Genomic DNA, 22,805 nt, shown 5'->3' with positions numbered 1-22,805 from the left:
CCCTATCATTCTGGCACTTGCATCAAACGTGAATAGTCGTGATTTCTGACCTTACGCATCAGCTCGTCAGTAAGCTCAGAAACCCACTGAATCGCTAAACGTTTTTCTTCCTCAGAACAATCGCTAGCAGCAACAAGTTTTATAAAAAAATCAATACGCTGCAACTTCATCGACTCTAAAAAACAATCCTGCATATTCCCTCCGCACAATCAACAACTGGTTATGCATACAGCATATTATCAATTTTCAAATGTGAAATTATTTTTTACTATCAATAGGCCGTTTTCTGAATTTTTGCCGAGATACGGGCTTTGCCTACCCATTGATTTTTATCCGGTTACACCACCCAGATGCGATGAAGGCTAGATCCAGCGACTCCATTTATCATCCTCCTGCAGCCGTCCTTTACTGTAAAAAATGCGCATTCCTGCACCAGAATCAAGGCTTCCCCCGGACAGCAGCAGGTCTGTTTCTTCTTCTTCGCCGGTAAAACCTCTCACCCGCAGCTCTGTAACCAGAAGCGCCCGCTGGTCATCGTCAATTTTCTGTTTGTAACTCTGTCGCTGGCGCGGCTTAACCACCCGAAGACGCGCCAGCAGATCCCGGCGCTGTTTTCTGGTCATATTGTCGAAGTCTGCCGGGCCATACAGAAGCGTTTCACCTGGTTCTATAGGTTCAACAGATACCGGACTGCCCCCTGAAATGTACATTTTTTCATCAGGGGGACAGTTATTGCCACGAGTCCAAGGGGCGCTAGCGCCCTGGTCGGCTGTCGCCTCCTGAACGTCAACGGCCTTACGGACCATTTTCCACTTCACTGCGTGCGTGCAGATGCGGCCTGCTACTAACGGGGACCAGATGCCATAAATGCGGGTGCCGTGATCGCCGTAAGGGGTTGGCTCGTCGTTAATCTCGTAAGCAGTTCTGACGATGTGATGTTTACGTGGAACCAGAACGCCGCCCTGCTTCATGATGTAGGTAGCAAAACAGCCCGCATCTGCAGCGGCCAGCACCGCATCCAGCTGCGCATTTTCAAGCACCGGCGAACCGGCTTTTTTATCGCTCTGATTCCTTAACGCCTGTCGGGCAAGCACGCGCAGTTCCCGGTAAGCCTGACGGCCCGGAATGCCAAAGAAGCGGAACTGCTGAACACGATGAAGTGACGCCCACACGCCCACGTTCTCCGCGCTGTCGCGCAGTGATTTACCTGTTTCTGCACTGATTTCATCAGACAGGCCACGGCCATCAATATTTTTACTGACGTATTTAGCGATATAGCTGGTAGGCGTACCTTTGCGCGGGTTGATCAGCTCAGCTTTAAAGCGTGGCCCGGTGTTGTTGCCAAGCTCTTCGCGGTCTTCGCGAATGGCAAATTTCCGCAGCAGTGCAGTGACTGAATGGCGCTCCTTTTTGCGCATGAAGCACAGCAGGTGCCAGTGTACGGTGCCATCATGGTGCGGCTCAGCAACCCGCACGCCATACCAGCGCATCCCGGCTTTATGCATGGCCTTGCGGAAGGCAGCGAAGGTATCAACCAGATAATCACTGCTCTGCCGAACGGTGGCAGTGGTCCACTTCGGATTCGGCCTGCCGTTATTAAGCGTGGCGTGAAAACGTGACGGGCAGGTGATGGTGTAGAACACGGCGCAGTCGCCGCGCATTTCCGCGATAAGCTCCAGACCCTTAACACAGGCCATCATTTCTAAGCGACGGTTAGCGGGATTGCTGTTGCTGGCATTTACAACATCTTCCATATCAAGCGTATCGCCTTCATCGCTGACCAGCTCATGTGAGCGGAAGAACTCCAGACACTTCCGGCGCTGCTCCCGCTTATGGATCACCGCTTCAAAGCTGACGTAAGGGGAGGCTTTTTTGTTGACCAGACAGACAGCGCGCAGCTGTTCTTCGCGCCATTCGCAGCGCTGCTGCCACAGCTTGCGATACCACCAGTCCGCGCAAAGCATACGGGCCAGTGATGGCGGGATCAGATCATAGGGTACGGGCTTGCGGCGGCGCTTTTTGCGGCGCAGTTGCTCAAAGGCCGGGGGGATTACGTCCAGGCGCATCGCCTCCGCCGCAACGACTTCCCATGCCTGGCGGACCTGCTCCGGCTTCACGTCGTCACTGACGAACAGATGGCCGCTGGCTTTATCAAGGCACATGCTCATGTGCGCAGCGACCAGCGTTGATAAGCGCTTGACCTGGTTCTGATTCATTTCAGGTAATGCGAGCAGACCGTCAAGCCCGTCGTGACCTGCCATGAAACGGAAGGAGACAGAAATCTGGCTTTCGCGCACGCGGGCCAGCCTCTCAAGGCATGGGCGGATGGTTTCGCGCAGGTAACGGGAATAAGCCTGCGGCCTGCCGAGATTGTGGAAAAACTTTACCCTCTCCATGAGAGGCTTGCAGATGTGCGAAGGCTGGGCGCTGACATCGGCCACTATGACCAGATCGGGATTAAACTGCTGCTGTTCGCGGGCCATCTTTGCCCGGCTGATAATTTTGTCCTGCACAATTTCGCGCTGAACAGGATCGCGTGACTCGTTGAAAAAGTAGCGGTCCCAGACCTGATCGCTCACTGCCTCACGGCGCAGCTGCTCCTGCTCGTTATCCGCAGCATAGAGAGCGATCAGGTTTGAAAGCGCGGACACCGGCGCAACTTCCGCCGGGTCCAGTTTTGGATTTATTGCCTTTTTAGCGGCATTCCAGGGATATGCTAATAGCTCAGTCATAACGCTCAACTTCATGACCAGCCTCACGAATCGCATGAGCGATCATGTCTTTAGCAACGCGATATTTCACATTGGAGCCACAGTAAATACGGAAATCCGGGATTTTTACCGGTGCGGCAAGAGCTACTGGCGCGGCAACAGTAAACAGAGGCTGATATACAGATTCATCCTCTGAGGCATTCGGCTGCTGCTCCAATGAAACGCAGGTGCCGGAAAACCTATTCAAGTAACGCACAGGCTCAGCCTCCAGTGCCGCCAGCGCAATTCTCTGAATTTGCAGCTCGCTTCTCACATCAACGATGAACTCCGCAAGCCCTTTTTCCCCGACATAGAAAAACTCCAGGCAATGCTCAAACTGAGCGATCTGTTTTTTGCAGCAGGCGATCAGCCGCTGCTTTTCCTCATGAGTCATGATGCAATCCTTTTTTGAAGTGATACGGGGGTACGGGTAGCGATAATTTCTGACGCCTTCTTGCCTTCACCGGCAGCAACGCCAACAGAGCGGGGGGCAGTGACTTTTGTCAGGTCAAATTCACGGAAGATACTGCGTGTAAACAGGGTGTCGCTGTTTGAAACAATCACCGGGTTGCGCTCAGAGATACCCAGCAGGACGCAGGCCAGTGAATGCTGATCATCGTCGCTGAATCCATCGGTGTGATAAGCGGTGAACGTGCCGTGATACGGCGGATCGCAGTACACGACATCACCGGCACGGACCATTCCCAATGTTTCGCTGTAACCCTGGCATTCAAACGTTGCGCGCTGTGCCTTCAGGGCAAAAGCCTCGATTTCGGCCAGCGGGAAATATGACTGTTTGTAAAAGCCGTAAGGATTATTGAATTCGCCGCGCTTGTTATAGCGGCAAAGGCCACGGTAGCCGTGGCGGTTCAGGTAGAGGAATTGCGCTGCACGTTCCAGCAGTGGCAGCGAAGCGGTGAAGTTAAAATCTTCGCGTACCTGATAATAACTTTCCTCAGTTTGATTCTGAGTAAAGAGCGATAACGCAACGACGATAAACGGGCGCGTATGCTCTTTAACCTGACGATAGAGGTTAATCAGATCAGGATTAACATCCGCCACCAGATAAGCCGGGTAATCCGTATTCATCATGACCGCGCAGGAACCGACAAACGGCTCAACCAGACGATCACCTGCGGGCAGATGCTTAATCAGTTCAGGCATCAGGCCGGACTTGCTGCCGGCCCATTTCAGGATGGTCTTCATAATGCCGCCCCTTTGTAATGCAGGCTTTTCCGCTCACTGATTTCTTTGCAGGTCACGCAAAAGGAAACGCCCGGCAGTGCGCGGCGGCGTAGCTCCGGGATTTCTTCGCCGCACGACAGGCAGAAAAACTCACTCGCCCCTGCAGAGCGGTGAGTTGCATTAGCCAGATTCCGCGCCAGTTCTTCCTGCACGCGCTGCTGTACCAGATCCATTGAGTCGGCCATCAGTGCAGCTCCTGCGCCTGGTTCTCAAAGCGTTCTGCTTCTTTGTCCAGCAGCTCGATGATTTCCGCCGCTGACATTTCCTGTTTGCGGGCATGAATTGCCAGCGCGGCCAGGCGGATAGAAACGGACAGCGCATCATCAGAGCGCTGCTCAGTTTTGGCCTTACTCAGCAGGGCATTAAGCGCGTCTTCGTCTGCTTTAAAATTACGGGTCTGTATATTTCGCATTTCTCTTTCTCCTGAATTCGGGCAAAAGAATGCCCGGCGGGTTTACGCCATTTAATTTCTTTGGGTTAATTAATTAGGTAACGTCAGATTCTTTGGAAATAAACTCACGACTGCTTTTAAGTGATTCATTGCACTTATCAGCGCCTTAACTTCGTCACTCGTCAGTTCACTGAAATCAACGCTGTGACGTTCTTTGCTGATATTAGCCAGGAAGAAAATTGCGCTCAGTGCGCGGCTATTCTGTTCAGCCTGATGATCACGCTTATTACGCATGTCTGCGATAAAGCGTTTGAGCTCATTGCTGCAATCGCCGTACATCATGGTACGAAGCGCAGAGATATGATTAAGCGCACTTGCGCGCTGCCCCGCGTTCATCTGAACAGTGATACTTTCAGCTTTGTAACCCATGATTCTTTCCTCTTACCCGTTAATCCTGCCAGCAGTTCGGCCTGTGAAATTGCCGGGTGCCAGCGTCTGCCCTTATCTGCCGCAATCCAGCCGTGGCCGTATGCGTGGGACGGGCTTTGCCGCCGAAGAAGCGGAGCCACAGAAAACGCCATATTTCACACCATTCCTATGGATGCACCGATACCGCTTAACACATCAGCAGTACCTGACAGCGCAGGATTAGAGTGAACTCTCGCCTGAACTGCCAGTGCGGCCAGAGTGAGACAGCGGATACCTGCATGTACGTTCTGAACCAGACCACGGCGGCAGGCTACTGTTAATTGCTCATGGCTCACTACACCCGCAGCTAACTGCCCTACTTCAGCAGTGGCTTTCAGGACATAAGCTGGAAGGTTTTCCTGAGCCATTTCGTTCACCGGCACACACGGTAGGCAATGCAGCTGCGCCAGCGCGCCGTCAATCAGCGTTGCGTCTTCCGTCAGATCGGTAAGCAGCAACATTTCACGAACGGTTAACTGGTGAACCTGTTCCGGATTGAGTTTGTTACGGATGGTCTGAGGATTCAGCCCGGCTTTTTTAGCCAGCTGAATGATGTTGTGCTTCAGTGCAAACGCCCGGCACGCATCATCGAAATGGCTATGTGTGGAGACTCGAAAATCAAACATGATAAATCCCTTCTGCTATCCCAATATGGATGTATCAAGCCTGCATTGTGAGTTCGCAGCCAGCAGCGGCTTCGATAGTGAGAGCAACCATGTTGATTTCGATAAGTCCGTTTATGCCTTCTTTCTTTCTGATGGGTAAACGGTTTTCACGGTACATCTGGCGAACAGTGCCTTCCTTGTATCCAGTGCGACGGCAGAACTCTTCAACTGTTATGTAGGGTTCCGAAATCACGAGATTGATTGAAGGGCGCATTGAAAGTTTACGGGTCATGATGCAGTATTCCTCGGTTTAGGTATTAGATCTCACTATTAAACGCTATTCATCTCATCACAGACCGAAGAATAGGATCACAAATCGGATATGTCAACGAAAGAAAACACAAATCGCCATGACGCGAAGGTAGTTCGTGAAGCGGTGGAGAGCAATCGAGGCGGAAAAGACGCCATCCTGCGCTTAGTTGATGCGTATGGTTTCAGCAGCCGTCAGGCACTGTGCGCGCATTTGGGCGTTTCACAGAGCACGCTTGCCAACCGTTCAGCACGCGATACCTTCCCGGCAGATTGGGTAATCATCTGCCATATGGAAACAGGCGCGTCTTTAACCTGGCTAACCACAGGTAAAGGTGCGCGCTTTATGGAAGTAGAGGAATCTCGTGTTGTGATTGTAACGCAGAGAAAAATCTCAAATGGGATTTTAGAGCCAATGGCAGATTACATTCTGGATAAAGGTTCACTTCCTGAAGGTCTGAATGCCCCGTTTGTGATCAACGCCGATAGAAGCACTTACCTGGTTGATACCTACGAAGGCGAGATAGTTGATGGGTTGTGGCTTATCGAGATCGACAAGTTAGTGAGCATTCGCGAGTTAGTGCGTTTTCCGGGTGGAAGAATACGTGTCGAGAACGGGAAGTCATCGTTTGAGTGCCAATCCAGTGACATCACTGTTTTAGGCAAAGTGATCACTCGAACCGAATATCTATAAAGGCTCAGCATGGCGATAAGCAAATTACCCAACGGAAAGTGGCAAGCTCAGGTTTTCCCGAACGGCCGAGACGGCAAAAGGATTCGCCGCCAGTTCTCCACTAAAGGCGAAGCGCAGTCTTATGAGAAGTTCGTAAAAGATCAGGCTCAGGACAAGCCTTGGCTGGGAGAGAAAACAGATAAGCGCCGGGTAATTGAGCTGGTTGAATTGTGGTTCAACACGCATGGCATCACGTTGGCGGATGGTGAGAAGCGGCGAACCACTATGGCGTTCGCCTGCGAAGCGATGGGAAATCCACTGGCTACCGAATTCAACGCGAAGATTTTTGCGTCATACCGTGAGCAGCGGTTAAGCGGCAAGATCACCCGCTCCAGCCGAGTGAAGACGGTTACGCCGCGCACGGTGAATTTAGAATTGGCTTATTTCAGGGCTATGTTTAACGAGCTACGCCGGATAGATGAATGGACCGCGCCTAATCCGCTTGAGAACGTTCGCGAGTTTAAAATCAGTGAGTCTGAGATGTCATATCTCACCATTGAGGAAATCAAAACTCTCCTATCCGAATGTGAGAACAGCCGATCCAAAGACCTGACGACCATTGTGAAAATTTGCTTGGCAACTGGCGCAAGATGGAGTGAGGCAGAAGGCTTAAAGGGAAACCAAATCCGCACCGGTCAGATCATCTACGTGAAAACTAAAGGCAAGAAAAACCGCGCGGTGCCGATAACTGAAAAATTACAGGCTGATTTACCATCCAGCAGGAAAGCGCAGCTGCTCTTTAAACCATGTTATTCAGCTTTCAGGAAGGCCATGCAACGCGCCGGTATCGAGACGCCAGCGGGGCAACTAACACACGTCTTGCGCCACACTTTTGCATCTCACTTCATGATGAATGGTGGAAATATTCTTGTGCTTCAGCGAATACTAGGTCACACAGACATCAAAGTCACAATGCGTTATGCGCATTTTGCGCCAGATCATCTTTCAGAGGCTATGCAGCTAAATCCATTGAATCAAATGGAATTATAAGGGAATATGTGTAGTAAATACCCACATTATTTATTCTTCGAAATCTTAATTAGTAACTTAACATCCAAAAAAATTGAGAGGAACTCTTATGATTAGCGCTAGTTCAAGAGAGCGTTGGAATACTAAAACGATAATGATTATCACATTTTTATTTTCGATAATACTAATCATTAGCTCGTTATTTTATACAGAAAATTATAGTGATTGGAAGAACATACAAATTAGTGTCGCATGCTCAATACTTGCTAGTAACATTATTATGTATTTAAGCTCTGAGTTTATGATAAGGAGCCAAAGAAGAGCAGAATTAATTGACAGATGGGGCATGGAGGCAATATATAAAACAAGAGCAGAGATGAACGACTCTACCAACACTTCACTATCTTTATGTAAACAGGAAATAGAAATTATAGCCTTTGGTTTAAAATCCTTCAGAGAATCAAAATCTGATGTAATTCATGGACTTCTGTCTAAAGGCGTCCGTATCAGAATTATCACAGCAAGTCCTACATCAAAAATATTAGAATATGTTGATAAAAGAGAAGATGTAGTTGAAGGTTCTACCAAAAAATCGATTGAAGGATTAGTTTCTTGGGTTGAAGGATTAAAAGAAAAATCAAAAAAATATAATATTGAAATAAGATATTATGACGAATTACCATTGGACTTTTATTTTAAGGTAGATGATAAAATTTATGTTGGCCCATATCTCAAAGGCATTTCAAGTCAGCAGACTATATCTTATGAGTTTTCAACAGGAGAAGGTTATAGCTACTGGAGTAAATACTTCTCTAAATTATGGGAAGATTGCAAATGATTCGAAATCCTGATTATGAAAGAGGTCGTTTTTTTATTAGTCCTTTATTAGGGTGTAATGCTAGTTGTCGCTTTTGCTATATATACGATAAAGGATACACTAAGAAGGCTATTAGAAATGAATTCGATATTCCCCGCGTTATGGATTTTCTAGAAGCTCATGAAAGCTTCTCAAAAGGTATGCAGGGTTCAATTATTTCGATAGGTGCTTGGGGGGATCCATTCCCAAGATACAACAAAGAACTTTGTATGCATAGCTTGGAGTGGCTGAAAAAACTTTCTGAGCTGGAAAACCCAATTCAAATTATGAGTAGATACGAATTAAATACAGAAATCATTAATGGAATAGTTGAGTGTAACAAATATCAAGGCCATATATTATATTCGACATCTATAAGTTCAATTAATAATTTCAGAAAAATAGAGCCTTATGCCGATGACCCTATTAATAGGCTTAAAAGCCTCGAAACACTTAATAAATTAGGTGTGGCGACAAATGTGATGATTAAGCCTTTCATACCAGGAATTACTGACATTGATGTTGATAATATAGCTAAAGCATTAAAAGACCACAATGTTAGACAATGTGTTGTTGGCGATCTCCTTTTGGATGATACAATTAAGATAAAGTTTTCAGAGATTGACTTTAAAATATCAGAGCCTCAGGACATGCAGATTCTTGATTGCACTTCTGGTGAAAGTTACGAGTTAGGAAATTCTGGGCAATCAGTATCGTTCTGTCAGAGTATTTCAGATGCAGGGATAAAAGTTTTCAGAAAATCTAGTTGTGTTAACTCATACATCCTCAACAGACCTAACCCAGCAAATTATATAAATTACGATCCAAATAACTACTGCATAAAATGTGGGGTTTGCAAGTAATTTTTTTGAGCTTGAACATTTCATAATTACTATTTCTAAAGCATCATTTTTTGTACTCAGATTTACCCGATAGTGGCAGCAAAGTGGCAGCAGAGCGCAACGCTATGTGCCACTTTTCATCACTATATGGCCTAAAGAAAACATAATAATCAGTAAGTTACTGATTTTACTCGCTTCAAAATGGGACTCATAATCGCTTGGTCGCTGGTTCAAACCCAGCAGGGGCCACCAATTTTTAGCTTAAATATCAATAGATTAAGATATAAAATGGCATTTTGGCTAAAATCCAAAAACTATGAATGCCCCCTTTTTGTCCCCCCACTGATTTTTACCGTCTGGCTTTTGTAGACTTTAGTCGTGAATCAAACCTGTTGAGTTATCTTTCTATCCAAACAGCTTTAAGACTGGACAGGAGATTTGAGGATATTTATCTTGCTGGTTTATGTTTAAATTAATCAGAGGCTATTATGGATCAAACGCTTTTTCTTGCTTTGGCAGGTGCTGTTTGTGCTGTATTTGTTGGTCTCATTACTCTCGCCTATAAAGACCCCCAATTTTACTTAAGTTATGTTCTTACTAAGCAAGAAAGAGTCTCATTTACTCTTGGCTTGTTTTGCTATGCGATGTGGTTCGGTATGGCTTTAGTCCGTCAGTATGTTTTGAATAAATTAGAATTGCCAAAAGAAACACTGGTGCTCTTCGAGACTGCGTATGATGACCTTTTTTATTGGGTGCTTTTTTGGGGAACTGTAGGCGTCATATTTTTTGGCGGCGTTATTTTCATGATGAGCATTGCTAATGCCTCAATTAGGAATTCAGCGAATAAGAAATAACCTGTTGCATGTTTGCTAATCGCTTTTGTTTAACTCTTGAAATTCTAAACTGATGAGCCGCTACCAATTAGTTAATGCAACTATTTGAAATTTAATTTTTCTCTTGAAAACCTCTGCAGCCCTTGGCCTGTCTGGAATTGTTGTTTGGCCGCTAACATCCTGCAAAGATTCGCTTGAGATCCAGAAGTCGACCAAAAAAACTAAAATCATTAAATTTCAATGAGATATATTTTAATGGGGATCCATTTCAGATCCAACAAACTGAAAACTACTGAAATTCTTTTCACTCTTTTCAGTTGGCGAATTCCGGCAGAACCCCAGCACCGGCGCGGTCTGGCCATGCCCTTTGTAAAAAAATAAAACTGAAAAATTTTTATGATGCAAAACCTGCAGGCGGGTGCGATGTAGCGCCGATTTTGTCTGCGCGACGATTATTTTGCCGGGGCTGACGCGCAGCCAGTGCCGCGCTGTGCGGATGATCTGTTTATGGTTGTCGTGCGTGATGGGCGCGCCTGTGCGTGGCGTGGCGTGCGTCTGAGGCGTTCTGGTGACGGACAATAAAAAACCCGCTGCGATAGCGGGTTAGTGTGCTGGCTTACTTGCCGATGACGGGGGAATATTTCGAACTGAGCGCGGCGGCCTGCTGGCCACTCTGCGCGATGGCACTGCTGTTCGTGGGCTGGCCGGTTGACGGGTGCGTGTGGCTGGCCAGCTGTTCCGCCAGTTGCTGCACAAGGGCCACGGTATCAAGCATCAGCTGGGCCACGTTAATCTTCTCCGAACCAATCCACACCACCGGCGCGATAATCTCCTGACGCGTCCCAGCAATGCTCTGGCGCAGCTGGCCAATTTTTTCAGTTAGTGCCTGACCGACTTTTATCGCCACGCTGCCGGTGACGTCCGTTTCCGTATCACCGCCCACTGTAATCAGCTGGCTCTGCTGTGCGGCCACGCTGTAACTGCCGGTGGTTACGTGCTGAATTGCCCCGGCCATCAGTGACGACGTGCCGATCACCGTGGTTTTGTCCGTGGCTTTGACAGTCGTTTCCCTGCTGACCAGTTCACGCGTTTCCGTATCGGCTTTAACTTCACGACTCATCGATGTTTCACGGATGGCCTGATCGGTCTGGCGCTCCCAGTCTCCCGCCTGCGTTACGCGCTGTGATACTTCCGCGCGCTGCTGCTGCTGCTGTTCGCCCGGCTTCACGTCCGGCAGGCTGGTCCCTTCCGGCATGGTCTGGCGCACAAACGGCTTGTCCGGACGTCCGCCGGTGAACCCGACCTCAACCAGCGTCCCCTCTGGCGGAAACTGAAACATCCCCGAATCATTACCGGTTATCGGTACAGGCAACGGCACAGCAGGATAAACCGGCGTACTGCCGTCAGGATTACCGTCAGCGTCCAGCAGCTGCAGACTGACGGCATAGCGCGGCCTGAAAGGGGTCATCAAAGTTTCCGCTTTTAACCGCCTCAGTCGGGGCAACAACACGCACCATTTTAGGCAGGTGCAGGCCGCTGGCCAGCTCCGGGTAATGGCTTTCAACCTGCCGCTGTACGGGTGTTTTCTGCAACGGCTGGCCTGTTGTGCGGTTTCGCGGCGTCCAGGTGATAATTCTGTGTTATATGGCGATACTTCTGTGAAGGAGTTCCGTTATGGTCAGGCCTTAGGGAAGGTAAATCATATTATTGTAATTGTGTGGCAGCTGACAAAACGGGGAACTTTATCACCTGCTATGAGCAATCAGAAAAGCCAGCGCCCTGCACGGGCTGACTCAATAAACATTCTTATGGTCAGTGGCTCTTTATCCTGTTTTACATTTTTGCGTGAGAACAGCGAGGAGGTTTTCCAGGGGAAATAAGCGACAAGATTGAAGCCTGCGGGCTGCACATCAAAGTCATTAAAAAACTTTTTCGCCATTTCAGCGATATCATCCGCCTCGAACTGTTCCTGCAGAATGTCATCGTCGCCGACTTCAATTTTCTTCAACAGAAACGTCGTCACCAGCGGCAGCTCACGCAGAATAAATTCGCGCACTGCATCAGGGGTTGCTGTCATATTATTCACCAGATTTTATCCTCCGGTCGCACAATCAGGTTATAGCGATGGACAGTGTGGAAACTAATTTGTGCAACATCGTTTGCCAGAATCAACCATCCGACAACAGGCACGGCTCTGCCTACAAATGCCCCCAGATTATTTACCCAAAAAATCTTCAGCCCACGCAGGCTGAAAGATTTGGCGGTCAGCGTTGGCAGAATGCGGCGCCGGAATTTGTAAGAAAGGTGTTTGCGGAAAAAGAGCGACGCAACGGAAGTACCGGGGGTTGCCGTGTTAGGTTTCCCTGGTACGTCGATATTATTGTTGCCCAGAATTAGTCCCGCAACGGCCAAAATATCCTGAACGCCTAGTTGCTTTTGTGTCTCATCAATAAGTATCCAGAACAGCAACTCCTGCGGCGTCAGATTAGGCAATTGGTTGAAATAATACGTACCATCCAGTTGCTCTGTTGTATCCATACCTGCTGATCCCTTTCGTTAAATGGTTAGCGAATTTTACTTTACCATCTGTGTGACAGGTTGTTAATCCATTGCCAGTTCGCCCGTCAGGCGGGCTTTTCGGGCCAACTGATATGCGGCGTGGCTAACACATTGGTGATCTGCACTGCCCATACGTACTTCATCCAGGCGGTGAGCGCGGCCATAATATCAAGTTTTTGAGCAAGTCGTTGCCCGCTCAGAGAAAGGCATAGCATGGCGATAGGTAAATTACCCACTGGGGAATGGCAGACTCAGGTTTTCCCGAACGGCCGAGACGGTAAGAGAATACGCCGCCAGTTCGCCATCAAAGGCGAAGCGCAATCTTTTAAGAAGTTCGTAAAAGATCAGCGTCAGGACAAGCCTTGGCTGGGTGAGAAAACAGATAAGCGCCGGATAATTGAGCTGGTTGAATTGTGGTTCAACACGCATGGCATCACCTTGGCGGATGGTGAGAAGCGGCGAACTACGATGGCGTTCGCCTGCGAAGCGATGGGAAATCCACTCGCTACCGAGTTCAACGCGAAGATTTTTGCGTCCTACAGCGAGCAGCTATTAAGCGGGAAGATCACCCGCTCCAGTCGAGTAAAGACGGTTACGCCGCGCACGGTAAATCTAGAGCTGGCATATTTCAGGGCGATGTTTAATGAACTGCGGCGGTTAGATGAATGGGCCGCACCGAACCCGTTAGAGAACGTGCGCGAGTTTAAAATCAGTGAATCAGAGATGGCCTATCTCACCATTGATGAGATACGCACGTTACTTGCCGAATGTGAGAGTAGCCGTTCTAAGGATTTAACGACAGTCGTTAAAATTTGCCTTGCTACTGGAGCACGCTGGAGTGAAGCAGAAGGTTTGAAAGGGAACCAGATTCGTGCGGGTCAGATAATCTACGTAAAAACTAAAGGCAAGAAAAACCGTGCAGTGCCGATCACTGAGAAGTTGCAGGCTGAGTTGCCATTAAGCAGAAAGGCGCAGCCACTCTTTTCTACGTGCTATTCAGCTTTTAGAAAGGCAATGCAGCGCGCAGGCATTGAGACACCTGCCGGACAGCTAACGCATGTTTTACGCCACACTTTTGCTTCTCATTTCATGATGAATGGTGGCAATATCCTTGTGCTTCAAAGGATATTGGGACATACGGATATTAAGGTAACGATGCGATACGCACACTTTGCACCAGACCATTTGTCTGAAGCGATGTTGTTAAATCCTTTGAATAGAATGGAATTGTGATGAAAATGGAATGCCATAATAATGAACTGAGCTTAGAAGATCTACTATGCCTAAAGGTATTCAGTGAGACCTTCGAAGTAATCGGTTTGGATGATTACATTAAAGCAATAACAAATTGGGCAGAAAGAGAGATTATAGCTGGAGAAGAATCAGACACACTCCTGATTCTGGCATCATTGAATCTCGAACCCACACCAGACCGCCATGATGTAGAAAAATACCTACGCATTTATCAACGTGAAAAAAACATTCAAAATCCAGACATTTATTACAGCGCGTTAGTTTGGCTCAGGAGGGAGATAAGTTATTTAATAACAGATTCATCATCCAATGAGATAGAAAAAAGGTTGGCGTTTTTTACTCACTACTTTTCGGATTATCCGCCAAGAGCTTTCGCCAGAATAACGAATTTAATTTCTAATTTTTATTGGGAGCTTTACGACGAAGCAGTACCCGTTTTTAACTCCAGAGCTTCAGAGATGAGTGAACATCAACTGATCACTTACGTGAGAACACGTTTACGACCTTTCTATCGAATTCTTAGTAACCGTGATTGGTTACGGATTTTAGTTGACTAGTTTTCAAAATAATTGGCAGCAGAGCGCAATGCTATTAAACGCTTTCTGTCTCTATTCGGCCTAAAGAAAATATAAAAATCAGTCACTTACTGATTTAACTCATTTCGAATTGGGACTCATAATCCCCTGGTCGCTGGTTCAAACCTAGCAGGGGCCACCAAATTTAGTGATAAAAAAACATATACTTAAGCCGCTCGTTGAAGCGGCTTTTTTGTTACTGGCTTTTCGAGTGGCGGCAAAGTGGCAATGCATTTTCACTGCCATGGGAAATCCTCAACTGATTATCCTGAGCAGCCCGAATCAAGACCGTGAATTGCAGAGCCTTCTGCGAGTCTTTATCATCAATGGCACGGCTGGCGCCACACAGCAGAATCAGTAGACGGTTTCAAAGAGTCCACCACGCATCAATAATGGCTGAAGCCGGAAACAGCGACCCGGTTTCTCACCTGTAACTAACCCTCAACGCCTCTCATAAATCCGGCCCATTAAATATTAGCTTCATGTTAAAGTCATTGGCATTGCCTGACTCGAACAAGTGAGCAACAGCTATGCATCAGATTTTCGAAATACTCTCAGAGTTATTTAGCGCGTGGCCTGTCATGTCGGGAAAGCGAAAGGAGAAGAAGCCCGCCAAGGACACCAGGAAGATCTCAGGTCTTGCCTACGAACCTTTATGCAAGATAACGCCCGACCAAAAAAGAAATGATGTGCCGCACAAAGATGAGAGCAACTGAGAAAACGTACTCATCCTCATATTTGCTGGTGTGAACACAAGCGAGACTGGCAGAAGCTATCTTCCACGCTGACCGTTTTACCTCAGCTCACAGTTTTCATCCTCTCAAGCGGCACCGCGAATCGTCAGCGATAGTCCTGAATGTGGCGTCATCGCCACATCGCAGATCATTATCCCGAAAGCGCCCGCAACACCATACTGGGTAAGGTACGACAACGGGTTGTGATATTCTCCAGCCAAACCTGGCGATATCCCGCATTGCCCTCTGCCTGATCGTCAGATTTAGTCATCTCTCATCCTTTCTGATCTGCAACCGCTCTTCATCCGAAGTTATCCCTGCGACCTGTCGATAACGTATGGAGAAAAGGTAGCTGCGATTAAAACAGCCTGACGAGGCAATTACTGTCGCCAGCATTTAGATTTCAGGTAATTTAACCCGCGCAAACCCCATGCTATCTTGTGGTTTTGATTTTTTCAGTGGGCAAAACAGATGACAAAGTTGCGGGTAGGGATCGTGTTTGGCGGGAAGTCGGCCGAGCATGAGGTGTCGTTGCAGTCGGCCAAAAATATCCTTGAGGCGATCGACAAAACCAGGTTTGACGTGGTGTTGCTGGGCATCGACAAACAGGGACACTGGCGTCTGAATGATGCGTCCAACTTCTTACTTAACGCTGAAAATCCGGCGCTGATCGCACTGAATCACGCCGCTGAAGATGTGGCGCTGGTGCCGGGCAAGACGCAGCAGCAGATCATCACCCGTCACAACGCCCATCCACTGTCGCAAATCGACGTTATCTTCCCGATTGTTCACGGTACGCTGGGTGAAGATGGTTCTCTGCAGGGTCTGCTGCGTATGGCCTCTTTACCGTTCGTCGGGTCCGATGTGCTGGGTTCTGCGGTGAGCATGGACAAAGATTTCACCAAACGCCTGCTACGCGATGCCGGCCTCAACGTCGCGCCGTGGCTGAGCGTCACTCAGGCACAACGCGCCCATCTGGATCCAGAGGCCGTGATTGCCCGCTTTGGACTGCCGCTATTTATCAAACCCGCCAACCAGGGTTCTTCAGTGGGCGTGAGCAAAGTAGATAGCATTGAAGAGTTTGATGCCGCGCTGGCACTGGCTTTCTCCTTTGACCGCAAAGTACTGATTGAACAGGGGATAAAAGGTCGGGAGATTGAGTGCGCGGTGCTGGGCAACGATGCACCTGAAGCCAGCCCCTGCGGCGAAGTGGTGGTGCATGACGCCTTCTACACGTATGACACCAAATATATTTCTGAGAACGGAGCACAGACGGTGGTCCCGGCGGCCATCGCAGCGGAAACCAGCGATGCGATTCGTGACGTCGCCATCAAGGCCTTTACCGCGCTGGAGTGCTTTGGCATGGCGCGCGTCGATGTGTTCCTGACTGACGACGGCGAAATTATCGTCAATGAAGTGAATACCCTGCCCGGCTTTACCAACATCAGCATGTACCCGAAACTCTGGCAGGCAGCCGGGCTCAGCTATCAGGATCTGATCAGCCGTCTGATCGACCTGGCGATTGAACGCCACCAGCAGGCCAGCACGCTGAAAAGCAGCGTCAGTTGACCCGCTCCGGCGGCGTGGCGTTATGCCACGTCGCTGGAGATGCCGCAATAGTTGACGGGTGAGGTCTGATTACGGCCATTGCGCTTCGAGAGATAGAGGTTTTTATCCGCCGCCGAAATGAGCCGGTTAATCACACGGTGCCACTCCGTCGCTTCTCCGGCACTGCTATGCGCCAGTCCCAGACTGACGGTCACGGTAGCCGTACTGCCCTGTAGCCAGAATTTCTCTTTCGCCATCTTCTGCCGGATGCTCTCGGCGAGAAAATAGAGCTTTGCGGGATTCTGGTCGAACAGCACCACCACAAATTCCTCTCCGCCAAACCGGCAGACGCGTCCCTCTTTACCGATAACCTGCTGCATCCGGCGAGCGATCTCTTCCAGCACGCTGTCACCCGCGTCATGACCAAAATTATCATTAATCGCTTTGAAGTAGTCGACATCCAGCAGGATCACGCCCACCTTACGATCCGGGAAAATAGGCTCCGCACGCAGGCTTTCATATAAGCCGGAACGCGACAGCAGCCGGGTCAGGAAATCGTAATTCGCGCGCAGCGCGAGCCGTTGATTCAGCTGGCGAATGGCATCCATGCTCGCGGCCACGATCAGCGGGCTAATTGCGATAGTCGCCACACCCAATCGCGCCGAGGTCAGGTGGCTGACGAGCAGGAGGGTATCATCGCCCTGAATGTTCATTACGCCGTGCGAAACCAGAATGATTTCGACAATACCGCTCAGCAGAATCACCAGGCTGGTCAGCGGCATCGGCAACACGATGGCACACCACACCAGCGCCGGAACCGGTAACGTCAGGCTACCTGCGCCACCCATTATTGCCCCAATCATCATCGAAAAGATCAGAGCGATAACGGGTGCCAGCTTGCGCAGCTGCAAAAACTGGCGGGGCGACAGCGACGACCAGTCACGCGTCAGCAAAAACGGCAGTACCATGAGCCCGGTAGAGAACTGCTCACTAAACCACTCACCCCAGGCGATCGCCAGACCGACAGTGAAATCAGCCTGCTGTGCCAGTGCCCCCCAGCTGGCACAGGCTAACGCGGCCAGCAGGCAGGCGGGGAAAATACGTAGCACATTGATAATGCGCTCCCTTCCGGAATCATTCTGAAGATGTTTTATCAGCAGCGTAACCGCTATCAGCACAAACAGAAGATTCGCCAGGTTCAGCGTGAAGGCAGAAAGCGCCCAGCCTGAAAAAACAGTGTCGTTAAACACCATGCCAGCAAACGTAGCCAGGTAATAGCGGGTCTGATGCAGATAAGGATTTCGGACGATAATGCCAGTGACGATCGCGTTGACTGGCCAGAACAGTGACAGCTCCTGTGGGATGCGCAGGTGTCCGCCGATAAAGCAAAATAACAACGTCACTAAAAACAGCGAAAATGCGTTCTTCTTAGCGTTGTGCTCTTCAAACAGCTGCATGCGCATACATCCGGACCTTGTCGCAGAGAGGCTGGCTGTCCACGTCAGCCTGCACAGGCGCGTGGTGTCAGAATGATTAAATCCTGGATACTCTCACTGTCATCCGGCGGTCAACCGCCCTTCCTGGGCTGACTCCGCAAAGTGACCCTGAAGAGTCTAACCCCATCAGATGACAGTAAAAATTGGGGACTTATTATGCCTCGCAAATAAAAAAATCGGATATCCGAGATATCCGATTTTTGCCTCTCAAACGACTTTACCGTTGCGTTTATCGCTATTTTACCGCAACCGGCCACTGACTCAGGCGAATGCCGCGTTTATCAGCGTTATCGCCAAAATCTTTCAGCACCGCTTTGACGTCGGGATCGATATATTCCGCATTGTCGTTATCAACGATGACCACGCTGTTCTCCGGGATCTCATCCAGCAATCCCTGGAGCCTGGGATTATGCATAAAGGTCAGGTTCTGCTGAAAGCGCAGCACATAGTGGTCATCATAGCGGGTGAGCTGCAGCGCGTTGCGATGACTCTTATAGATGCTATAGAGGATCTGCGTGGCGATACCGATACCAATACCGACCAGCATACCCAGCGTGATAATCCCGATGATGGTGGCCAGAAACGGCACGTATTGCTGCGCGCCCATCCGGAACTGCTCAACGAACAGTCGCGGTGTCGCCAGTTTATAACCGGTATAGAGCAGTACGGCAGCGAGGCTGGCCAGCGGAATGGCATTCAGCATCTCGCTGAACCACATGCCGCAAATCAGCAGCAGTACACCGTGAATGAAAATCGACAATTTGGTCTGCGCACCCGCACTGACGTTCACTGAACTGCGCACAATCACCGCCGTGATCGGCATCGCCCCAAGGAAACCGGCCGCCAGGTTACCAATACCCTGCGCGAACATCTCTTTGTTAGGCGACGGCGCGGGCGTCTGAGGACGCAGTTTTTTCAGCGCCTCCTGGCTCAGCAGGGTCTCCAGACTGGCGACCAGTGCTAAGGTCACCGCAACCACCCAGACCTGCGGATTCTGCCAGGCCATCCAGTCAGGCGTTTCCAGCTCCGCCACCAGCGCAGAGACGCTGTCAAAAGCGGGCAGCGAAATGCGAGCCAGACCCTGCGTCATCTCAGGAAACAGCCTCCCACCCAGCACGGTAGCCAGGCAGCCGATGAGCACGGCTATCAGCGGGCCGGGGATCCAGGCCAGCGCTTTGATCCGTTTAACCGGTGCGGTGGTCCAGAGACATAAAATGGCCAGACCGACACCCGCTACCAGGATGGCGGGCAGCGAGAAGGTCATCTCGCCGGTCACCAGCGACACCAGCTCCGCATCGCCAGCGGCACCCAGTGCCACCGGGATCTGCTGCATGATGAGCAGCAAACCAATCGCCGCCAGCATCCCTTTGATGACGCTGCCCGGCACCAGCGAAATAAACCGTCCGGCACGCAGCAGACCAAACAGGCATTGCAGCGCCCCGGCAATAATCAGTGCAGTGAGAAACGCGGAGAAACTGCCTAGCGACGCCATTGAGGCGACCACGATAGTGACCAGGCCCGCTGCCGGGCCGCTGACGGCAAATCGGGATGGACTCAGCGACGTCACGACCAGACCGCCAATCACACCCGTCAGCAGACCGGCAAACGGCGGTAATCCGCTGGCCTGTGCGATGCCAAGACAGAGCGGTAAGGCGACCAGAAACACCACCAGACCCGCCGGAATATCGCGACGCAGGGTATCGAGGTTCATAATGAAGGTTCCTCTGCAGATTGATGAATCAGTTCTTTGAGATGACCGGAGCGCAGATCATAAACACAACCAAACACCTCCAGTTCCTGGCCCGATTGCCAGATTTGCCGGACCGGTTCAGATTTCACCAGTCTGGCGAATTGCGCCTTCACGTTGGCCTCAACCAGCCGATCAAGCTGTTCACCCGGCGCCACGTCTGAGGCCGGGCTTTCTGCCAGCCCCTGCTGAATATCATTTCGCAGCGTCTGAATACGTCTCGCCAGCGCGCTTTCCTGTCCGTCCAGCACGCTGCCCGGCAGGTTTTGCGCGGCTTCTACGCCGCCACAGCCATAGTGGCCGCTAAGGACAATGCGTTTCACACCGAGAAAGAAGAGCGCGTATTGCAGTACGCTCAGCAAATTGTCGTCGTCCTCAATCACCATGTTGGCGATATTACGATGTACAAAGAGTTCGCCAGGATGGGAGCCGGTTAATACCTCAGCCGGAACGCGACTATCAGAGCAACCTATCCAGAGTGAGTGCGGCTTTTGCTGATGAAGGAATTTTTTAAAATAATCCGGATTACGCTGGCGGCGCTGCAAGGCCCAACTGCGATTTTTCGCTAATAAGGGTTTAAGTGTCGTCACAATCATCTTCTCTCTACTACCGGGATGTCGCATCCTGGCTAACCACAACATGTGTCGGCACACAAATAAAGCATGAGCCGCCAGGGAAATAAGAACTGAATCACAGAAAAAGGTTATAGACGCTAACCATTTCCAATGCACGGGCAATATTTCACAACGCTTTGTTCTCACGGGTTTTGTCAATTTTCCGTCAGTAAGAGTCAGGGTTACGTAAATTTAATTAAGCAGCAAAGACGAAAGGGAAAAGCCAGAATTCATTTTTAATGAATCAAAAACATGTAGTTAGAAAATTAACTAAAGTTAATGCTGACAAATAAATACAAGCATTAACAAAGGGGTTTTTCAGCACCATACCAGCCAGCGCTCATTTCACCAGGAATCCTCTTAATTAAAAAATTAACCATTAGCACAATCAACCGGCTTAATGGGTATAAGCCAGTCAGATATACCTGTATTGAGTTAAGAAGGGAGCAAGAGATGATTAATTTAATTTGCAGGAAAATAGTGACGACAGTAAGTAAATAAGGACCAATAATAAACAGAGCCTGAACGAGCAGGCTCTTTTTCTTGACGAATTATTTACCGTTCCAGCTCTGCAGACGTGATTCACGCACCGACAACTGCTGTTCCGGGGTCAGCTTATTGTAGTTTTCCGCCATTCCGCTCTCCCAGTCGCCGTAGAGTGGATTGGGCAGCACGATGAACTGCGTACCAAACTGCTGATGGTTGAGATTCACGAAATCGCGACGCGTCTGATTACCCTTATGCCAGGTCGCCCCACCGAAATCGTTGAGGTTATCGCCGACGTAAAGCACCACGTTATAGCCCGCATTTTTGATGGCATCGAAACGTGCCTGCTTATTGGAGCTGTCGGTATTCAGACGTACCGTTTTATCGCTGACGTCAGGGAAGCCGAGCTGCTGCATATTGGCGACCGTGGCAGCGTAATCTTTCTGATCGCGGTTCGACACATAAAACAGCGTGCCGCCATTTTCTGTCACATGACGCGCGAACTCAACCGCGCCCGGCACCGCTTTCGCCTGACGCGCCTGCGTCCAGGCTGACCAGGTTTTGCTGCTGAACGGCTGGCCGTTTTTCGCCTGCCACGCGCTGTAGGCGCTGTTATCCAGCATGGTTTCATCCAGATCGACAATCACCGCTTTGGGTTTGCCGGTCAGCGACGGTGCCTGATCAAATGCCATGCGCGCGGTGTTAAACGCCTGCCAGGTCAGCGCCTGATATTCGCCAGACTGCTGGAACCAGTTTACAGCCAGCACCGATTGCTGACCGAGTTGCTGTTGCGCGGTCTGATGTGTCGACGAGGCGCAGCCGGTCAGGAGCAGCGCGACCAGTCCGGATGCTGCGAGTTTTGCGGAGGTTTTCATCATTTCATCCTTAAGGTGAGAAAGGTCTGAGGAGAAGCTTCAAAAATGTAGCAGTTAACGTAAGCTGTTGGCAGCCCAACGCACGCTGTTATAACAGGAGATTCTTATGGCCGTGATCCCGCGCTCGCCGTTGCTCGATTCGCTGGAGTGGCTCGATTATGCGTTTCAGCCAGCCGGTGAGCCACCTCCCGCCGATGCCGCCTATGGACATCAGCGCCACAGCGCAACCGTGGTCACCGATAGTGAGAACATTCCGCCCAAAAGCTGTGAGTCCGATGGCGTGATCGGCAGCGGAATGCGACCGGTAGCGGTCTACACCGCCGATTGTCTGCCGGTGCTGTTCGCCGACCGCCAACAGCGGATCGTGGCGGCGGTGCATGCCGGACTTAAGGGCACACTGGCGGGTGTGCTGACCCGCGCCGTGGAAAAACTGGGCGAGCAGGGCTGCAACCCGCAGGATCTGGTGGTGGCGATTGGCCCGGCGATGGGCCCCTGCTGCTATGAGCTGGCCGAACCGCAGCTGGCGGAGATTGCGCAGAACCCAGCGTTTGCCAGCGGGCTACGCTGGCACCGGAATCAACCGGTAAACCCACAAGCACAACGTCCACAGGCCGCAGCCCATCAGCAGGGTGTCTGGTTCGATCTGCCCGCACTGGCGACGCAGCTGCTGGTCAACGCGGGTGTGCCGGCCGCGCAGATCGACAACGTTAATGTCTGCACCTATTGCATGGCCGAGAGCGGTTCCAGCTACCGCTTCAATACCCACCATAGCAGCGGCTATCGTTCGCGCTATTCGTGGATCCGGCGGCGTTAACGGTTTCAGAGCCAGAAACATTAAAAGCCACGCACGCCACGGATGGCCGTGTTGCTTAAGGCCCGGGTTCCCTGCGCTCGCTCGCCCTGCTCACCTGCCGAT

The 22,805-nt window shown here is 50.2% G+C and carries 27 protein-coding genes and 1 pseudogene; 9 read left to right on the top strand and 19 right to left on the bottom strand.

The genetic code is table 11. From position 1 onward, the window contains the following. Positions 1 to 5 precede the first annotated feature (5 nt). From Q7C21_RS16405 to Q7C21_RS16360, 10 genes are all read right to left on the bottom strand, one after another. The gene (locus Q7C21_RS16405) at positions 6 to 194 is read right to left on the bottom strand and encodes a hypothetical protein (protein WP_375150909.1); all 189 of its coding nucleotides are present in this window, start codon (positions 192 to 194) and stop codon (positions 6 to 8) included. 168 nt (positions 195 to 362) lie between these two features. Beyond that, entirely contained in the window at positions 363 to 2,732 is a 2,370-nt protein-coding gene (locus tag Q7C21_RS16400) for a replication endonuclease (protein ID WP_375150908.1), read from the bottom strand. Continuing rightward, entirely contained in the window at positions 2,725 to 3,144 is a 420-nt protein-coding gene (locus tag Q7C21_RS16395; protein WP_375150907.1) for a hypothetical protein, read from the bottom strand. The genes Q7C21_RS16400 and Q7C21_RS16395 overlap by 8 nt, the downstream gene beginning before the upstream one ends. After that, positions 3,141 to 3,956, bottom strand: coding sequence for a DNA adenine methylase (locus Q7C21_RS16390; protein ID WP_375150906.1), 816 nt, complete (start codon positions 3,954 to 3,956; stop codon positions 3,141 to 3,143). Before Q7C21_RS16390 ends, Q7C21_RS16395 begins: the two co-directional genes overlap by 4 nt. Beyond that, positions 3,953 to 4,180 carry a TraR/DksA family transcriptional regulator gene (locus Q7C21_RS16385; RefSeq protein ID WP_375150905.1) on the bottom strand — a complete coding sequence of 76 codons (228 nt, stop codon included), beginning with the start codon at positions 4,178 to 4,180 and terminating at the stop codon, positions 3,953 to 3,955. Before Q7C21_RS16385 ends, Q7C21_RS16390 begins: the two co-directional genes overlap by 4 nt. Continuing rightward, positions 4,180 to 4,407, bottom strand: coding sequence for a DUF2732 family protein (locus Q7C21_RS16380; RefSeq protein ID WP_313925785.1), 228 nt, complete (start codon positions 4,405 to 4,407; stop codon positions 4,180 to 4,182). Before Q7C21_RS16380 ends, Q7C21_RS16385 begins: the two co-directional genes overlap by 1 nt. A gap of 69 nt (positions 4,408 to 4,476) precedes the next feature. After that, on the bottom strand, positions 4,477 to 4,815 hold the full coding sequence (locus Q7C21_RS16375; protein WP_375150904.1) for a DUF5347 family protein: 339 nt from the start codon (positions 4,813 to 4,815) through the stop codon (positions 4,477 to 4,479). Then, entirely contained in the window at positions 4,779 to 4,967 is a 189-nt protein-coding gene (locus tag Q7C21_RS16370) for a phage filamentation protein Fil family protein (protein WP_375150903.1), read from the bottom strand. Before Q7C21_RS16370 ends, Q7C21_RS16375 begins: the two co-directional genes overlap by 37 nt. A 3-nt stretch (positions 4,968 to 4,970) precedes the next feature. Further along, the gene (locus Q7C21_RS16365; protein WP_375150902.1) at positions 4,971 to 5,480 is read right to left on the bottom strand and encodes a phage regulatory CII family protein; all 510 of its coding nucleotides are present in this window, start codon (positions 5,478 to 5,480) and stop codon (positions 4,971 to 4,973) included. 34 nt (positions 5,481 to 5,514) lie between these two features. After that, on the bottom strand, positions 5,515 to 5,751 hold the full coding sequence (locus Q7C21_RS16360; RefSeq protein ID WP_375150901.1) for a regulator: 237 nt from the start codon (positions 5,749 to 5,751) through the stop codon (positions 5,515 to 5,517). Between the two features lie 90 nt (positions 5,752 to 5,841). Between Q7C21_RS16360 and Q7C21_RS16355 the strand changes: the two genes are divergently transcribed. The 5 genes from Q7C21_RS16355 to Q7C21_RS16335 all read left to right on the top strand — a co-directional run bounded on the left by Q7C21_RS16355 (position 5,842) and on the right by Q7C21_RS16335 (position 10,022). Next, complete coding sequence (locus Q7C21_RS16355) at positions 5,842 to 6,462, top strand: phage repressor protein CI (RefSeq protein WP_375150900.1); 621 nt, start codon at positions 5,842 to 5,844, stop codon at positions 6,460 to 6,462. 9 nt (positions 6,463 to 6,471) lie between these two features. After that, positions 6,472 to 7,491, top strand: a complete 1,020-nt coding sequence (locus tag Q7C21_RS16350) for a tyrosine-type recombinase/integrase (RefSeq protein WP_375150899.1) — start codon at positions 6,472 to 6,474, stop codon at positions 7,489 to 7,491. Positions 7,492 to 7,579: 88 nt separating this feature from the next. Next, entirely contained in the window at positions 7,580 to 8,308 is a 729-nt protein-coding gene (locus Q7C21_RS16345; RefSeq protein ID WP_375150898.1) for a hypothetical protein, read from the top strand. Then, on the top strand, positions 8,305 to 9,189 hold the full coding sequence (locus Q7C21_RS16340; protein WP_375150897.1) for a hypothetical protein: 885 nt from the start codon (positions 8,305 to 8,307) through the stop codon (positions 9,187 to 9,189). The genes Q7C21_RS16345 and Q7C21_RS16340 overlap by 4 nt, the downstream gene beginning before the upstream one ends. A 467-nt stretch (positions 9,190 to 9,656) precedes the next feature. After that, a complete protein-coding gene (locus tag Q7C21_RS16335; protein WP_375150896.1) occupies positions 9,657 to 10,022 on the top strand; it encodes a hypothetical protein in 366 nt (121 codons plus the stop codon). 231 nt (positions 10,023 to 10,253) lie between these two features. On the opposite strand, the gene Q7C21_RS16330 is transcribed toward Q7C21_RS16335, so the two are convergent. The 5 genes and pseudogenes from Q7C21_RS16330 to Q7C21_RS16310 form a co-directional block, all read right to left on the bottom strand. Continuing rightward, entirely contained in the window at positions 10,254 to 10,580 is a 327-nt protein-coding gene (locus tag Q7C21_RS16330) for a hypothetical protein (RefSeq protein ID WP_375150895.1), read from the bottom strand. Between the two features lie 37 nt (positions 10,581 to 10,617). Beyond that, a pseudogene (locus Q7C21_RS16325) lies at positions 10,618 to 11,632 on the bottom strand (hypothetical protein); the annotation flags it as partial. A 131-nt stretch (positions 11,633 to 11,763) separates the two neighbouring features. Continuing rightward, entirely contained in the window at positions 11,764 to 12,087 is a 324-nt protein-coding gene (locus tag Q7C21_RS16320; RefSeq protein ID WP_140915508.1) for a DUF1493 family protein, read from the bottom strand. Beyond that, positions 12,084 to 12,539 (bottom strand): STM2901 family protein, encoded by a 456-nt coding sequence (locus tag Q7C21_RS16315; RefSeq protein WP_140915509.1) that lies wholly within the window; start codon positions 12,537 to 12,539, stop codon positions 12,084 to 12,086. The genes Q7C21_RS16320 and Q7C21_RS16315 overlap by 4 nt, the downstream gene beginning before the upstream one ends. A gap of 86 nt (positions 12,540 to 12,625) precedes the next feature. Then, complete coding sequence (locus Q7C21_RS16310) at positions 12,626 to 12,724, bottom strand: tail fiber assembly protein (protein WP_223296442.1); 99 nt, start codon at positions 12,722 to 12,724, stop codon at positions 12,626 to 12,628. Between the two features lie 49 nt (positions 12,725 to 12,773). On the opposite strand from Q7C21_RS16310, the gene Q7C21_RS16305 reads away from it, so the two are divergent. The 3 genes from Q7C21_RS16305 to ddlA all read left to right on the top strand — a co-directional run bounded on the left by Q7C21_RS16305 (position 12,774) and on the right by ddlA (position 16,692). After that, the gene (locus tag Q7C21_RS16305) at positions 12,774 to 13,793 is read left to right on the top strand and encodes a tyrosine-type recombinase/integrase (protein ID WP_375150894.1); all 1,020 of its coding nucleotides are present in this window, start codon (positions 12,774 to 12,776) and stop codon (positions 13,791 to 13,793) included. Beyond that, positions 13,793 to 14,371 (top strand): hypothetical protein, encoded by a 579-nt coding sequence (locus Q7C21_RS16300; protein WP_375150893.1) that lies wholly within the window; start codon positions 13,793 to 13,795, stop codon positions 14,369 to 14,371. Before Q7C21_RS16305 ends, Q7C21_RS16300 begins: the two co-directional genes overlap by 1 nt. A 1,223-nt stretch (positions 14,372 to 15,594) precedes the next feature. Next, on the top strand, positions 15,595 to 16,692 hold the full coding sequence (gene ddlA, locus Q7C21_RS16295; RefSeq protein ID WP_039659385.1) for a D-alanine--D-alanine ligase: 1,098 nt from the start codon (positions 15,595 to 15,597) through the stop codon (positions 16,690 to 16,692). 20 nt (positions 16,693 to 16,712) lie between these two features. Here ddlA and Q7C21_RS16290 read toward each other — a convergent pair whose 3' ends face one another. From Q7C21_RS16290 to Q7C21_RS16275, 4 genes are all read right to left on the bottom strand, one after another. Beyond that, on the bottom strand, positions 16,713 to 18,134 hold the full coding sequence (locus tag Q7C21_RS16290) for a GGDEF domain-containing protein (RefSeq protein WP_039659386.1): 1,422 nt from the start codon (positions 18,132 to 18,134) through the stop codon (positions 16,713 to 16,715). A gap of 268 nt (positions 18,135 to 18,402) precedes the next feature. Then, positions 18,403 to 19,878, bottom strand: coding sequence for a SulP family inorganic anion transporter (locus Q7C21_RS16285; RefSeq protein ID WP_039659387.1), 1,476 nt, complete (start codon positions 19,876 to 19,878; stop codon positions 18,403 to 18,405). Then, positions 19,875 to 20,510 carry a carbonic anhydrase gene (locus Q7C21_RS16280; RefSeq protein ID WP_008925756.1) on the bottom strand — a complete coding sequence of 212 codons (636 nt, stop codon included), beginning with the start codon at positions 20,508 to 20,510 and terminating at the stop codon, positions 19,875 to 19,877. Before Q7C21_RS16280 ends, Q7C21_RS16285 begins: the two co-directional genes overlap by 4 nt. 569 nt (positions 20,511 to 21,079) lie before the next feature. Then, the gene (locus Q7C21_RS16275) at positions 21,080 to 21,889 is read right to left on the bottom strand and encodes a 5'-nucleotidase, lipoprotein e(P4) family (RefSeq protein ID WP_008925757.1); all 810 of its coding nucleotides are present in this window, start codon (positions 21,887 to 21,889) and stop codon (positions 21,080 to 21,082) included. A 106-nt stretch (positions 21,890 to 21,995) separates the two neighbouring features. Between Q7C21_RS16275 and Q7C21_RS16270 the strand changes: the two genes are divergently transcribed. Further along, entirely contained in the window at positions 21,996 to 22,703 is a 708-nt protein-coding gene (locus Q7C21_RS16270) for a polyphenol oxidase family protein (RefSeq protein ID WP_008925758.1), read from the top strand. Positions 22,704 to 22,805: the final 102 nt, after the last annotated feature.

It is taken from the genome of Pantoea sp. ANP04, assembly GCF_041982285.1.
Classification (GTDB): domain Bacteria; phylum Pseudomonadota; class Gammaproteobacteria; order Enterobacterales; family Enterobacteriaceae; genus Pantoea; species Pantoea eucalypti.
This window is presented reverse-complemented; position numbering and strand designations above follow the sequence as displayed.

Excerpts from the sequence above, each read along its gene's own strand:
- Q7C21_RS16405 (WP_375150909.1), bottom strand. The coding sequence starts at position 194 with ATGCAGGATTGTTTTTTAGAGTCGATGAAGTTGCAGCGTATTGATTTT.
- Q7C21_RS16400 (WP_375150908.1), bottom strand. The coding sequence starts at position 2,732 with ATGACTGAGCTATTAGCATATCCCTGGAATGCCGCTAAAAAGGCAATA.
- Q7C21_RS16395 (WP_375150907.1), bottom strand. The coding sequence starts at position 3,144 with ATGACTCATGAGGAAAAGCAGCGGCTGATCGCCTGCTGCAAAAAACAG.
- Q7C21_RS16390 (WP_375150906.1), bottom strand. The coding sequence starts at position 3,956 with ATGAAGACCATCCTGAAATGGGCCGGCAGCAAGTCCGGCCTGATGCCT.
- Q7C21_RS16385 (WP_375150905.1), bottom strand. The coding sequence starts at position 4,180 with ATGGCCGACTCAATGGATCTGGTACAGCAGCGCGTGCAGGAAGAACTG.
- Q7C21_RS16380 (WP_313925785.1), bottom strand. The coding sequence starts at position 4,407 with ATGCGAAATATACAGACCCGTAATTTTAAAGCAGACGAAGACGCGCTT.
- Q7C21_RS16375 (WP_375150904.1), bottom strand. The coding sequence starts at position 4,815 with ATGGGTTACAAAGCTGAAAGTATCACTGTTCAGATGAACGCGGGGCAG.
- Q7C21_RS16370 (WP_375150903.1), bottom strand. The coding sequence starts at position 4,967 with ATGGCGTTTTCTGTGGCTCCGCTTCTTCGGCGGCAAAGCCCGTCCCAC.
- Q7C21_RS16365 (WP_375150902.1), bottom strand. The coding sequence starts at position 5,480 with ATGTTTGATTTTCGAGTCTCCACACATAGCCATTTCGATGATGCGTGC.
- Q7C21_RS16360 (WP_375150901.1), bottom strand. The coding sequence starts at position 5,751 with ATGACCCGTAAACTTTCAATGCGCCCTTCAATCAATCTCGTGATTTCG.
- Q7C21_RS16355 (WP_375150900.1), top strand. The coding sequence starts at position 5,842 with ATGTCAACGAAAGAAAACACAAATCGCCATGACGCGAAGGTAGTTCGT.
- Q7C21_RS16350 (WP_375150899.1), top strand. The coding sequence starts at position 6,472 with ATGGCGATAAGCAAATTACCCAACGGAAAGTGGCAAGCTCAGGTTTTC.
- Q7C21_RS16345 (WP_375150898.1), top strand. The coding sequence starts at position 7,580 with ATGATTAGCGCTAGTTCAAGAGAGCGTTGGAATACTAAAACGATAATG.
- Q7C21_RS16340 (WP_375150897.1), top strand. The coding sequence starts at position 8,305 with ATGATTCGAAATCCTGATTATGAAAGAGGTCGTTTTTTTATTAGTCCT.
- Q7C21_RS16335 (WP_375150896.1), top strand. The coding sequence starts at position 9,657 with ATGGATCAAACGCTTTTTCTTGCTTTGGCAGGTGCTGTTTGTGCTGTA.
- Q7C21_RS16315 (WP_140915509.1), bottom strand. The coding sequence starts at position 12,539 with ATGGATACAACAGAGCAACTGGATGGTACGTATTATTTCAACCAATTG.
- Q7C21_RS16310 (WP_223296442.1), bottom strand. The coding sequence starts at position 12,724 with ATGGCCGCGCTCACCGCCTGGATGAAGTACGTATGGGCAGTGCAGATC.
- Q7C21_RS16305 (WP_375150894.1), top strand. The coding sequence starts at position 12,774 with ATGGCGATAGGTAAATTACCCACTGGGGAATGGCAGACTCAGGTTTTC.
- Q7C21_RS16300 (WP_375150893.1), top strand. The coding sequence starts at position 13,793 with ATGAAAATGGAATGCCATAATAATGAACTGAGCTTAGAAGATCTACTA.
- ddlA (WP_039659385.1), top strand. The coding sequence starts at position 15,595 with ATGACAAAGTTGCGGGTAGGGATCGTGTTTGGCGGGAAGTCGGCCGAG.
- Q7C21_RS16290 (WP_039659386.1), bottom strand. The coding sequence starts at position 18,134 with ATGCGCATGCAGCTGTTTGAAGAGCACAACGCTAAGAAGAACGCATTT.
- Q7C21_RS16285 (WP_039659387.1), bottom strand. The coding sequence starts at position 19,878 with ATGAACCTCGATACCCTGCGTCGCGATATTCCGGCGGGTCTGGTGGTG.
- Q7C21_RS16280 (WP_008925756.1), bottom strand. The coding sequence starts at position 20,510 with ATGATTGTGACGACACTTAAACCCTTATTAGCGAAAAATCGCAGTTGG.
- Q7C21_RS16275 (WP_008925757.1), bottom strand. The coding sequence starts at position 21,889 with ATGAAAACCTCCGCAAAACTCGCAGCATCCGGACTGGTCGCGCTGCTC.
- Q7C21_RS16270 (WP_008925758.1), top strand. The coding sequence starts at position 21,996 with ATGGCCGTGATCCCGCGCTCGCCGTTGCTCGATTCGCTGGAGTGGCTC.